Raw genomic sequence first — 13,140 nt, 5'->3', positions numbered from 1 at the left:
TGGTGAGCGGCCTCGCGACGTTCTTCATACATCGCGCTGTTCCTCAGGACTCTCTCAGCAGGTTTTGTGCATGCTTTTCCAAGAAATACTTGCTCGGCCGCGAGCTGCCGAAGAAGCCCGGCACTTGAACGTGACGCTCCCAGCTGCCGTCGACGCCGGGGGGAGGTCCTTTCCGCCGGGGATCGGAGATGTCGAGGACCTCGCGCACGGTTTCCAGAATCTCGTCCGAACTGCTCTCGCCCACGGCGAGTCTAGCACGCGCCATGGATTCATGTGTCGGGTAAGCCCAGCGATATTGCTCCGACGTCCACTCGCTTAGCGAAAGCATGGTTCCGTCCGCCCTGTGCACCGGCTTCAGCGCAAAGCGGGTGTCCCTCGACCACAACAGACCGATCGAGCTCAACGCATTCACCATAGCCGTCGGGATGCCAAAGCTACTTGCCACATAGGCAAAGCCGGAGGTCGTGCCGATGAACATGCGGGCGCGACGCATCAGATGGATGTCCATTTCCGGAAACTGATCGTCGCTGCGGGCGTAGTCGATCACCCGGTCCATCATGGGAAATGGTGGCACCCTGCGACCGCCCATCCGCACGACCCAGCCACCGCACTCGGTGATGTGGCGTACCGCATCGAGATAAGTCGCGAGCGAGGCGTTGCGGATGGATTCGCCGACACCCTCGGTATCGTTCCGCGCCTGGGCATCCCGCACGTGCAGGCAGACGAACCAGTCGCCGTCGGCCATACCCCATCTGCGCCGATATTCCTGGTAAGTCTGCTCGACGCGATCGTCGGCGAGCAGGCGGCGATCGTAGATGTCGCGCAGCGGAAAGGTCCGTTGCCGGCTTTCCCATTGCTGGAGGGCAAGTGATCCGGCATCGTTCCAGTACACGGCCCGTCCGTCCTCGAACTGGAATGCCTGATGGGAATCGCCGATGAACGGCGTGAGGCTGGCGAGTTCGTGCCACACTCCGGCGCTGACGTTCTCGCCCAAGGTCAGCGTTGGACAGATATCCGAGAACAACGATAGGAACGGCTTGTTGGCGATCCGGTCCTTGTAGGCCAGGAGCATCGGCTGGCCTTGCCACCACCCCATCTCCCGCATCATCAGATGAACGTTGAGGTGGCCGTTGTGGCCGATCAACGCGCTCCAGTCCGGAGAGAGAAGCTTGACGTCCGACAAATCGGTGTCGAGCTTCTTCAGAATGGCCTTGAGCTGAGGGCTGGGAGCCGGAAGATGACGGCGCAGCCGCTGCTGCGTCTCCCTCAGCTTGATATAGACCTGCGGTACGTGGAAACCCTCCCCGCTGTGATATGTTGTCAGCAGAAGATTGCGATAGGCGTAGAAGAGGTTGATTTCCGACAACACCTTCCGCTGCGGATGGTCGGCGGGAAAACGCTCCCAATATTGGCCGCGGTCCTCGCGTGCGGTGAGAATATCGTCGTGCCTGGGAAGGCCGAGCTGAATGACGAGGGTCTCGATCAGTTCTTTGTCGCAGAAGAATTCCGGGACATAGCGGTCGAGGGGAGCTTCGAACAGCTCGGGATCACCGTCTCTGCGTGCATCGCGTTGCCTTCCTTCGAAGGACATCTGCTCGAAACGGAAGGTTCGATGCTCCAGCATGATCTTGATCAGCTCGGCAAACAGGCGGAGGTGCTGCGGTCGGAGCACAGTCCAATTGATCGTGTGGGCCTGCGCCAGCAATTCCATGAAATAGCCGGACGTCAGCTTCTTCGTCAGCTTGCCGATCGCGTCCATGAACTCGTCGTCGACCCGATCCCAATCGATGTTGGGAAACAGCTCCAGAACGCGTTTCTCCTTCTCGCACATGAGGAGGAAGAGGATCAGCTCATTGCTGTACAGATCCGAGCGGCCGCTGGCGAGCACCCATTGCATCTCCTTATCCAGGTCGGGACCGCAGAAATACCGAAACTGCCGGTCAAATTCATTCCGGTGCGCATAGCGGTGAAAAATGAGTGTGACCATGAATGCCTGTTTGAACGTCATCAGGGCAAAGATCAGGTCCTTCAAAGATTCCGCCCGTTCCCGACCGGCTGCATTGAGAAACCTGCCGATTGCCTTCACAGCATGCGCGGCCAGGTTCGATTTCAACGATCGTCGGAGATCACGCAGGCGTGGCGCGGAACGCCCGGGCGGATTGGGATGAATGGACTCGGAGAACATTCTAGGGCCCCTGACGATATCGAAGGTTCCGTGCAGCGCTGCTTCTGTAGCCAACCGCCTCGCATTGAGACAGGCCCGTCGGGCTTCCGGATGGGGATAGCGCCCGAGCCTGGCAGGAGCATAGAGCGCGACTGCGTCTGCTGCCAGTCCGGGCGCTTGCAGCCGTAACAGGAAAGGGGATGCGAACGGTCCTGTGCCACGGCTCGCTGTGGCGGATCCGGGGCACCTGGGGCGCAAGCAAGTCCGGCGGCGGTGCTTCGCTCAATTGAACCAATTGGCAGGCATTGCACTCGATGACATCGCGCTTGAACAAGCCGTCAGCCTGTCCGCTGTTGCCGAAACCGCTACACAAGCAAAGGCGGCGACATCGGAATGTCGTGGAAAGGCCCACGACACCGGCGAGCGAATTCATTGAAGTCGGATGGACTTGCGGCACGCCCCAAACTGGCTGCTTCTGCAAAACTGAGGGAAATCTCAGGTCACTATGTTACGTTGTTCTCGATACAAGCGCAACTCATGTTACGTGAGGCATTTATCAAAGGCGGCGGCTCTCAGACACGGGAGCGATGGCATATTGGGCGGATTCGGGTTGATCGGGTGGGGGCTTCACAGTAATCGTTGCTCGCTGTTCTGTGAACGCGCTGGAGGTGCGATTGCCGCTCGATACAATCTCGACCGAGAGCCTGTCCGTCGACAGCTCCCTGGTCCTCCGTCGGACGCCCGCGGAACGAACATTCGGCAGACTTTATCCCATTCTGCTCGGCCTTCTCAGGCGGGTTCCGGCCCGGCATTTTTTGCGTAATCTGGCTTTTACGCTCTTGCCTTTCGGGGCCCGATTTCGTCTGACGATGCTGTTTCGTCACTTCTTCCAGCATCCGGCATTGGACCGGCATTTCGTCTTTTTCTGCGGTCCCTTTCTCGGCAGCCGTCTGAGTTGGATCTTTCGCAGTCGTGTTTGGAAACGATACCCGAACGAGGTTGCCTTCTATCTCCTGCTCTCCGGCTACCGGAGAGAAGCGCTGCCCCTTTTCCGCCGGCTGAAGTGGGACAGCGATGATTCGATCGCCGAAATCGCACTGCAAGCCACGGGTGCGGTCGGGGATGGTTACTCGATGGATCTGCTGACGCAGATGCATTTTTTGGATTGGCCTCGGGCCGCCGAGAGGTCGCATTCGTTGCGTACATTCGTTCGGCTGATGTTGGAGCATCGCAACTTCCAATACGAGGAGCGCGCTTTTCGGGGGCACGTCGAATTCGATCAAGTTCCGAGGGACGTTCCGGTCGAGCAATTCATTCCTTATTTCTTTCGCGACCGGGAGGTGATCGAGCGTCTGATGAAGGACCTTGGTCTTTCCGATACGGCCGGCGTGCTCGGAAAGTTGGACGAGGCTGGACAGTATTGGGAGCATTTTCCTGCGTATTTTCCGGATCGCGCCCTCTGTCTCGATGTCTATCTGTTCTATGCCTATCGCGAACTCCTGCTCAGAACCTACCACAATGGGGAAGGGGATAAGGTGCCCCTTGTGTACCGGCGTGGTCTGGACACCCAACGTCGCCTTCGCCGTCATCTTCCCAAGCCATCCCCCGAATTGAAGCGCGTGCTGGACGGGATCGGAGCGGAGCTCGGCGATGTGAGATTGCTATCCCCGGACTGGAGCGCACTGATCGGTCATAACGGTCACCTCAACGTGCACCTGATGATGCGGAGCATGGGATGGTGGAAAGGACAGCCGGTCCTGCTCGCCTACAAGGACAGGATTGCCAACAAGCCGTTCCTCTCCTTGTTTTCGGAGATCTGTCCAACGCTTACGCTCGGCGAAAACGTATCTGCCGGTGTCTGGTTCGAGCTTGCGAGTTTGACACCGTTCCTGGGCGACTCCCATCAGGCCTTCGAATTCCAGGACGGCCGCTGCGTGTATTGGAACGATGCAGGCGCGATGGCCCTTCAGAAATGGGAGCGCGAAGGCAGGGGATTCCCGCTTCGTGACATCTACGACGCGCGTATGCAGGCTGATGATCGGATCGAGATTCTATATCAATCGCTCCGCGAGAAATGGGGGCTTGCTCCCGACGATTGGTTCGTTTGTCTGCATATGCGTGATGCCGAAGCGCGCGGAGAAACGCTCGGCGTCGGTGAATCGATCCGCAGTTCGAACATCGGCAATTATTTCGATACCGTCCGCTACATCACGTCGATCGGCGGTTGGGTCATCCGCATGGGCGGTCGTAAAGCGCCGCCGATGCCCGAAATGCCGCGGGTGATCGACTATGCCCGCTCCGAAGATCAGGTGCCGGAAATTGATATCCACCTGATGCGGCGTGCGCGCATGTTCATCGGAACGACGTCCGGCTTTGCCTATGTGGCATCCAGCTTCGGGATTCCGACCGCGATGGTCAATGCGCTGAGTTCGGTCGGGCTGCTATGGTCGAAGGACACACGCTTTGCCTTGAAGCCGGTCCATACCGCGGAGGGGCGGATGTTGTCGTTGAGCGACGTCACGTCAGAGCAGTGGCGATGGACATTCCCGACCTACGAGACGGTCAGGAGCGCAGGCCTCACGGTAAGCGAAAGCAGCTCCGATGAGATTCTCGAGACGACCAAGGAGGTTCTCGATCTCTCGTCCGGGCGTCCGGCCATTCAGCCTGTCGATGATGCCTGGGAAACGCGGGTACATGTTCCGGGATTCTTCGGCAGTTCGCGTCCCTCGCGCTACTTCCTGGAAAAATATTCCGCTTCGCTGCTGGCTGATTCCTAAGAGTTCGCGCGCCGATGAATATCGTGCCTTCGATCCTTGCCTCCGACGAGGCCCACGCCACGCCGCTTCGCTATCGCCGGGACATCGATGGCCTTCGCGCGATAGCGGTGCTGCCGGTCCTGCTGTATCACGCCTTCCCCGGCTCGGTTCCGGGCGGATTCTACGGCGTCGACATCTTCTTCGTGATCTCCGGCTACCTGATCACCGGCATCATCCATAAGCAGATGCTGTCGAAGACGTTCAGCATTGCCGATTTCTATGCCCGTCGTATCCGACGCATCTTTCCGGCACTGATCACAGTGGTCTTGGTCACCTTCCTGATCGCCTGGTACATCCTGCCGCCGCGCGAATTGAAGTCACTGGGCACCAACATCGCAGGCGGCGCCATATTCGCGCAGAATTTCGTCCTGCTCGGGCAGGTCGGCTATTTCGATCTCGCCGCCGAGAAGAAGCCGCTGCTGCATCTGTGGTCGCTCGGCATCGAGGAGCAGTACTACATCGTCTGGCCGTTGCTGCTGATGTTGATCGGCTCGCGGCGGAGCAGAAGCTTGCTGATCACCGTCACACTTGCTGCGGCATCGTTCCTGGCGTGCGTGATCGTGCGACGATATTCGCCCGACTACGCCTTCTATCTGCCGGTGACCCGGGCCTGGGAACTGCTCGTCGGATCGGGGCTCGCGTTGTGGATCAATGGACGGCAGGCGACCGCCGGGTTCTCCACGGCGTTCCCGGCCAGGCTCGGGCGGGAGCTGATCGCCGCTGCGGCTTTGCTGACGCTTCTGGCCGCATTCTGGCTTTATAACCGCCAGATCCCGCATCCGGGCTGGTACACGTTGGCGCCGGTCCTGGCTGCCGCGGCGTTGATCGCAACCAGTGGCACGCACACGCACCGCTACATCCTCTCGGCCGCGCCGGTCGTCTTCATCGGTCTGATCAGCTACCCGCTTTACCTCTGGCATTACCCCTTGATGGCTTATGCCCGCATCCACTTCGTCGATGGTGTCGCTCCCTTGGTGATGTGGAGCATACTGATCGGCAGCGTGATGCTGGCATGGCTCACCTACCAGCTCATTGAGCGACCGATTCGTTTCGGGCGACGGCTGGTGCCGCTCAAGGTCGGCGGCCTGGTTGGCGGCATGATCGCGCTGGGGGTCGTCGGCGTGGTGGCCGACAGGACCAATGGCTTGCCAGCGCGTATCCCGGCCGAAGTTCGCGGATTCATGCTCGACGGCAGCGAGACTGCGTTCCGCTGGCGGAACGGCAAGTGCCTGCTGATGGCCGATCAGAGCGAGTTCGCTCCGGAATGCATGGGCGCAGGCCGCCGCCCGCTGGTCGCGGTGTGGGGCGATTCTTATGCCGCCTCGCTATATCCCGGACTGGCTCATTTCGGCGCCGAGCGCGGCTTCGACGTCGCCGAGTTCGCCATCTCGGCCTGCGCCCCGCTGATCGGCTACGTCAATGCCCAACGGCCGCTCTGCAAGCCCGCGAACGATGCGGTGTTGCGGCATCTGACCGAGTTGAAGCCCGACGTGGTGATTTTCTATGGCACATGGAGGGCCAGCGACGACGATGTCCGTCTCGGTCTGGAGCGCACCATTCCGCTCGTGAGGGAGGCGGGGGTGTCGACCATCGTGATCGTGGGGCCACCGCCGACTTGGCAGGGCGACGGGCTGCCCGCGAACCTGCTGGACTATTATTTCCTGACCCGGACCATTCTTCCGGAGCGGACCTGGTTTCGCACCGTCGATGAATGGACGAAGCCGTTCGATGCATTCCTCGCTGCGCAGGCAAGACGATTGGGGGCTGACTATGTTTCGGTTCGCGGGCTGATGTGCAACGAGAACGGCTGCCTGACTCGGATCGGGCCGAACGCGTCCGAGATCACAACGTTCGATTCGGGGCATCTGACCTATCCCGCTTCGATCTTCGTCGCCCGGCAGGTGCTGGATGCCTTGCCGGATCTCGGACGCTAGGTGTCTTGCGGCTCGCGATGGAGCTGTGCGTGCATCGAGCAAGGAAAGGCGCGATAGTTTTGGATGGTTTGCGCGGTCCGGTTCTGGCTCCCCTTACCGCCGATCTGAAGCCTCTGCATCATGGGCGGCAAATTCGTCTGAGGGACTTCAGATCGAAAGACGGTATTGAGATCATATTGCTGTTAGTACCCGTGGCTTTCCGAGGTTCGTGAAAGGTGGGGGCTGGGGTGATTCACGAACTTCGGAAAGCGAGTACTCACGTCTCGGCTAGAAGCTTTGCGCTCTACGTCATCTGCGTCCTGGCCTTGATCGGCCTCATCGCGGGTGGAAGCTGCCTATATTTGGCTGCTCAACCCGGCGATCATTTCGCGGCGATCAGCCCGACCGGCAAGCCCGCCTGGTATCAGAATCTTGCGGGCGAGTACGTCACGGAGATCCAGGACCAGGATCTTTTCTTTCATGACATCGGCGGCTCGATCGAGCATGTCCGCCAGGCGGATGTCGTGATCCTAGGGTCGTCGCTGGTATCTTTCGCGCTGGACGGGGACGTCGTTCGCGAGCGCCTTGAAAAGCCCCATGGTTTGAAGTTCTACAACATGGCGTTTGTCGGAGTCGCGAGCGGCGAGTTCTCGCGGCAGATCATTCAAAAGTACGGTCTTCATCCAAGGTTATGGATTCTCAATGCCGATGATGGCGGGGGCGGGGGTAATTTCTTCAGCCGCAACCTGACGCGCGCCTTCGGCGCGGATGTTCGGCCGATCCCGGCGACCCGGCTCAGCTATTTCGAGGCGTACCATCAGGTCATACGCCGGGACCTGCGCTGGAGGTTTGAGCGTGCCACGGCAGAATTGCGCCGCGAGCTCGTCCCGCCCAAAGCGAGCGTGATCCCGAAATTCGATCGTAGCGACGAGACGGGCGCCGCCGACATGAGCTCGTTTCCGCGCTTTCTTGCTGATGGCAATCCCGGCGTGAAGATGACCCGGGATCCCGATTGTCACACCACGCCCGATGTCATTGCCAACGCGCGGGCCTTCGTTGCGTCGTTGGGAGCGCCGGTCGTTCTGACCTTGGTGCCGAACTTCCACGGTTGCCTGACCCAGGTGAAAGAGATCGCGCAGGCCATCGGGGTCGAGACCGCGTTGCCGCCAAGAACGAATTATTCGAGCTGGGACGGCGGCGGTCATCTCGATCGCAACGGTGCGACCGACTTCACGCGCGACCTCGTCGGCGCTTTGGAAAGGACCAGCGCGTTTCAGGGGCTGAGTACGCACGATGCTCAACCACGCTGATCCGAAGCTGGCCTTGCGGGCCGATCATTCGCTCGGCGCCAACCCGATGCACGGTGTGGCCTATCGGCCGGACATCGATGGGCTGCGCGCGCTCGCGGTGATCGCGGTGGTCATCTATCACGCCTTTCCGAAGCTGGCGCCGGGCGGCTTTGCCGGTGTCGACATCTTCTTTGTCATCTCCGGTTATCTGATCACCGGGATCATCGACCGGCAACTGCGCGCGAAACGCTTCAGTATCCTGGAGTTCTATGCTCGCCGTGTCCTGCGGATCTTTCCGGCGCTGATGATCGTGGTGATCGCCACCTTCGCGGCGGGCTGGTTCCTGCTTCCGGTCAACGAGATGGAAGCGCTCGGCGCAAACGTTAAGGGCGCTGCGGTCTTCATTGAAAACTTCGTCCTGTATGGCCAGATCGTCGGATATTTCGACCCTGGCGCGGAGCGCCTGCCGCTGCTCCATCTTTGGTCGCTCGGGATCGAGGAGCAATACTACATCGTATGGCCGCTCACCCTGCTGCTGATCTCGGCTTGGCCGACACAACGGCTAAAGATCGTGATCCTATTGGGTGTCTGCTCGTTTGCGGCTTGTCTCTGGACGCCCGCGAGCGACGCCGCCTGGGCATTCTATTCGCCGACGACCAGAGGATGGGAGCTTCTCGTCGGATCTGGATTGGCCTTGTGGGTCCCGGCGAGATCCGTCGGCGCGACGAGAAGGATTCGATCGCCGCTTGCGATCGCCGGGGTGGCCGCGATCATACTCACGTTCTGGATGTTTGGCGCCCGCTCACCCTGGCCGGGCATCCGGACGATGCTTCCCGTCCTTGCAACGGCGGCTTTGCTTGGGACGGACGATACGCCTGTACATCGGCTGTTGTCGGCGCGTTGGTTCGTCTTTGTGGGACTGATCAGCTATCCGTTGTACCTCTGGCATTTTCCACTGATTGCATTCGCGAAGTTGCAGTGGGACGGGCCGCTGCCGATATCGTTGACGTTCAGCCTTCTGGCCGTGAGCGTCTCGCTGGCGTGGTTGACCTACCGTTTTATCGAGCGGCCGATCAGGTTTGGATCGGCGCCGGCGGGGTGGCGAGTTGCTCCACTGGTTGCGGCCATGGCGGCAATCTGGCTGGTCGGAATGACCGCTGTGGATACCCGAGGCCTTCCGATGCGCTTCCCTCGGCAGATCCAAGGCTTGATGCTATCGGGCACCGAAACCTCCGTGCATTGGCGCCGTGCCAAATGCCTCTTGCTGCTTCAGCCTGCCTCGGAGTTCGCCTCGGAATGCGCAGGGCATGGTGGTCACCCGCTGGTACTGGTCTGGGGCGATTCCTATGGCGCGGCCCTTTATCCCGGCTTGCTCCATTTCGCCGCCGAGCGCGGCTATGAGGTCGCCCAGTATACGGCCTCGGCCTGTCCGCCTCTGATCGGTTACAGTCTGCCGGAGCGGCCGTTCTGCAAGAGCATCAATGATGACGTTTTGTCACGCATTGGCCGTCTGCGGCCCGATGTGGTCGTTCTTGATGCGACCTGGGGGCACGCGGAGCCCGTGCTGCGCGAGGACTTGCCGCGTACCGTGGCGATGCTCAAAGCCCTGAGCGTCGGCAGGATCGTGCTGATGGGACCTCCGCCAAGCTGGCAGGGCGCAGGCTTGTCGCGCAACGTCCTCGACTATTACCGGCAGACTGGCGAGGTACTGCCGGCCCGAAGCTTCTATCGCTCGACCGACGAATGGACGCGGGGGCGCGATCGGCTGCTGCAGGAGATGTCACGAGAACTCGGCATCGAGTACATTTCCGTCCGGGACGTCTTCTGCAACAACGACGGTTGTCTGACCCGGATCGGCCCGAACGACTCGGAACTGACTGCGTTCGATCCCGGACACCTGACGGTGCCCGGCGCGATCTTCCTGGCGTCTCGGTCGCTGGACCGCATCCTCGGCCCTGATGGAGGGCGTCCTCAGACCGGGTCGACCGGCACGCCGCGATAGGAATGGATGATGAACCTCGTTCCTCCGACTGAGTAATCGCCGCCGCTGGTGGCCTCGATATTGAACATCTCGACCAGTTCCTTCCAAGCCTGTCGTTCGCCGACGTTGGGAAGCGCGCGATTGGCGTTCCAATCGTCGAAACAGAGAACCGCACCGGTCGAGATCATTCCTCGCTCGAACAGCGGCACCAGCGCATCCATGGTGGACTGATAAAGATCGCCATCGAAATGGATCATCGCGAAGCGAGTCTCCGGCGGCAGCGTCTTGACGGTGTCGGCAAACCAGCCCTCGTAGAGTTCGAAGCGATGCGGCGGGAGAATCTTGCCGATGACGGCACGGAGCTCGGGCGCGGCGAGCACCTTGCAGCCGCCTTTGGCCCAAGCGCCGGAGACGACATGCGGCGAGACCTGGTCGATAGGAGAGGTGATTTCCGGCAGGCCTTCGAAGCTGTCGAACAGCCGCAGCACGCGGAAGGGGTTTTCGCCGGACGCGCTCTTGGCAAGCGGCTGCCGTTGAAGATCGAAGACCATCGATGTGGCAAGCGCCCTCGCGCTGAAGCCTCCCATGGTGCCGAATTCGGCAACGTCGCCGTTGACATGGGAGCTATTGATGTATTGCACGCAAAGGGTCAGAGTCTTCGCGATCTCCTTCGCGGGAAGGATAAGAACGTCCTCATAAGTATAGTAGGACGCCGGCGAAGGTAGTTGTCTGGCTCTGTACTTCTCGAGCGCGATGTCCTGGATCGGCCGTCCATCGTCGACAGGCGGAGGCGGAGGTGCCACCGTCTCGACCTTGGTGATCTCCGTGGTCGTCACATACGGCCAGGGCAGCGGCGGCTCGGACATGACGGCGCGTTTGACCGATCGCAGCCAGTAGAGCGCTTCCGGTGGAAGCGTATTTGCAAGCGCTGATTTGAAGGAAGTGAGCATGCGTAATTCTCCGACGCGGTGCAACTCAGTCAAACTCAAGTAGACGCCCGTCGTGGTGGTCGAGCCGCCCAATCCGCGTCATGACCATCCGCTTAACGGTCCGAGGGAAGCTCGGCAAGCGGGCGCGGTCAATATAGGCTGGCGATCTTGCGCTGATCGGGACCGGTATTACCGGGGTCCTGCGTCCGCTCTTTCGGCATCTTGTAGAAGAACGGATCCGCGGGCCAGTGGTTCATGCCGACGACCATGACCTTCATCTCCTCGTCGGGCATCCGTGGCATGAACACCAGATCGATTGCCGAACGGGTCTTGTGCTTCGGCGGACTGCCGCGGTGCATCAAGCGGGTCGCATCGAACACGAGAAGGTCGCCGGTTTTCCCCAGCACCGTGTGCTCTCGGCCGGCCGCATCCTTATACTGGAACGGCCCGGTCTGCTCGTCGACGTCACAGAGATAGAGAACGCCGCGAATGACGCCGGCCGGACAGCCGTCGCTATGCCATTCCTGCGGACCCACCCCATCGGTCAGGTGCGGCAGAGAGCGCACCAGACGGACGTTGGCGACCTTTGCCGGGCACCCGAGGACGCCCCGGAAAAACGACTCGAAATCGCCGCCACTGAACAGAGAGTGGAGATAGTCGAGAAGCGCCGGGGAGGGCAGGCCTGTTTGCAGGTCGGTGGTATACGGAGCAACGCTGTTGCCGGCCCAGTCCCACGACGAATGGAGGTTGCCCACTCCCCTGTCGAAGCGTTCGGTTTCACGAAAATTGGCTGCCTTTTCCGGGTTGGTGCTGATCACCGTCACCCCATCCTGCTGGAAGGCAAGCACCTTGTCCGCGAGTTGACTGGGTGTCCTCTGCGGATCGAATTTGGGAGCGAGCGCAGTACACATGGCCGGCGGCTTGTTGGCTGCCGGGAGCAGCGTCAGCCTGCGCGCATCTGCCGCGGCTTTGATGACCGGCTGCACCTCTCGTGCTTCCTCGGAAGGGGAGTGGGCGGCCGTCAGACGGTCAAGTGTTTCGGCGCGTACCAGTCTGTAGCCGAGGCTGCTAAGAGCCTGGTTGAGACCGCCTTTGAGCCTCTGCTTGGCGACGCTGATCATCGAAGTCATAGCCAGATATCCTTACGCGGCGTCCGGGGTGTTCGAGGCAAAAGGGTCGAGTCCGCACGCCATTCGGTAGTAAAGCTCATAACGCGGATGATTGGCGAGCAGGCCTCGGCTGTCGATAGCATCATCGATCAGCGCCTCGAGTAGGAGGCGTGCGCCTTTGGGAGGCAGATGCACCCCGTCGAAATCGTATTCGGGACGCAGCAGATCATTTTCCGTCAGGTCGGACCAGCGATCCAGCATGACGAGGTTGAGTGATCTCACTTTCGAACCGAGCTTCCAGTTGAATGCCTGGACCAGCTTGGTGCGGACGGTGACCGGGCAATCGTAGCTCTGCAACTGCCTGACCCGCGCTTCCTGGCGCGTCGGAGGAACGACGCTTTGGACATAGACGCGCCTGAAGCCGGCCGCGACAAGTTGCTGCAGCCCGGCAATAAAGGGCCCGAGGCGCGCTTCAATCGCTTCCTCGATAAGGTCCCAGGGAACAAGCGGCTTATCCAGCAAGGGCATCGTCGTCGGGAAAGGAGGCACAAAGTCGTGCGTATCCTTCAACAGCTGCAGGATCGGCCCCCTCACGTCGATCTCGCCGAGCGTGATCATGATCAAGGGCGGGCGCATGGGCTGTCCTGCAGCCTTTGCGATGGCGAAATCGACCTCGTCCGTGGACAGGTGAGTGGCGCGGCCCGCGCGTACGAGCCCTTCATATTCCAGGAATGCGATGAATTCCGGATGAAACTCTCCGGTCGCCGGATTGAAGAAGTCGTGGGCGGTCAGGCCCGGAACATATCGCGTTCGGGCCATCACCCATGAACCGGTCCATCTCTCGCGGAAGACCATGTTGCGGTATGGAAGCGAGTGGCTGTCCCCCACGATGTAGACCGGTAGAACGGTCTCGATTTCGGTTTCCACGCTGCAGCTTCC

Annotated in this window: 8 protein-coding genes; 4 read left to right on the top strand and 4 right to left on the bottom strand. The window is 60.7% G+C overall.

All coding sequences use genetic code 11. The annotated features are described in order from the left end of the window. Positions 1-43 precede the first annotated feature (43 nt). The gene (locus QX034_RS03190; protein ID WP_315730618.1) at positions 44-1,987 is read right to left on the bottom strand and encodes a TIGR04372 family glycosyltransferase; all 1,944 of its coding nucleotides are present in this window, start codon (positions 1,985-1,987) and stop codon (positions 44-46) included. Positions 1,988-2,838: 851 nt separating this feature from the next. Between QX034_RS03190 and QX034_RS03185 the strand changes: the two genes are divergently transcribed. From QX034_RS03185 to QX034_RS03170, 4 genes are all read left to right on the top strand, one after another. After that, a complete protein-coding gene (locus QX034_RS03185; protein WP_315704414.1) occupies positions 2,839-4,941 on the top strand; it encodes a TIGR04372 family glycosyltransferase in 2,103 nt (700 codons plus the stop codon). A gap of 14 nt (positions 4,942-4,955) precedes the next feature. Next, a complete protein-coding gene (locus tag QX034_RS03180) occupies positions 4,956-6,914 on the top strand; it encodes an acyltransferase family protein (RefSeq protein WP_315704413.1) in 1,959 nt (652 codons plus the stop codon). Positions 6,915-7,255: 341 nt separating this feature from the next. After that, complete coding sequence (locus QX034_RS03175) at positions 7,256-8,203, top strand: hypothetical protein (protein ID WP_315747684.1); 948 nt, start codon at positions 7,256-7,258, stop codon at positions 8,201-8,203. Next, a complete protein-coding gene (locus QX034_RS03170; protein WP_316195000.1) occupies positions 8,187-10,184 on the top strand; it encodes an acyltransferase family protein in 1,998 nt (665 codons plus the stop codon). Before QX034_RS03175 ends, QX034_RS03170 begins: the two co-directional genes overlap by 17 nt. Here the strand turns inward: QX034_RS03170 and QX034_RS03165 are convergent. The 3 genes from QX034_RS03165 to QX034_RS03155 all read right to left on the bottom strand — a co-directional run bounded on the left by QX034_RS03165 (position 10,154) and on the right by QX034_RS03155 (position 13,128). Further along, positions 10,154-11,113 (bottom strand): TylF/MycF/NovP-related O-methyltransferase, encoded by a 960-nt coding sequence (locus QX034_RS03165; protein WP_316194998.1) that lies wholly within the window; start codon positions 11,111-11,113, stop codon positions 10,154-10,156. The genes QX034_RS03170 and QX034_RS03165 overlap by 31 nt on opposite strands. A gap of 128 nt (positions 11,114-11,241) precedes the next feature. Continuing rightward, positions 11,242-12,222 carry a hypothetical protein gene (locus QX034_RS03160; RefSeq protein ID WP_315704409.1) on the bottom strand — a complete coding sequence of 327 codons (981 nt, stop codon included), beginning with the start codon at positions 12,220-12,222 and terminating at the stop codon, positions 11,242-11,244. Between the two features lie 12 nt (positions 12,223-12,234). Beyond that, positions 12,235-13,128, bottom strand: coding sequence for a hypothetical protein (locus QX034_RS03155; RefSeq protein WP_315704408.1), 894 nt, complete (start codon positions 13,126-13,128; stop codon positions 12,235-12,237). Positions 13,129-13,140 lie beyond the last annotated feature (12 nt).

It is taken from the genome of Bradyrhizobium sp. SZCCHNR3119 (genome assembly GCF_032487775.1).
GTDB lineage: Bacteria > Pseudomonadota > Alphaproteobacteria > Rhizobiales > Xanthobacteraceae > Bradyrhizobium.
The sequence above is the reverse complement of the archived record's forward strand: the minus strand, read 5'-3'. Positions and strand labels throughout refer to the sequence as shown.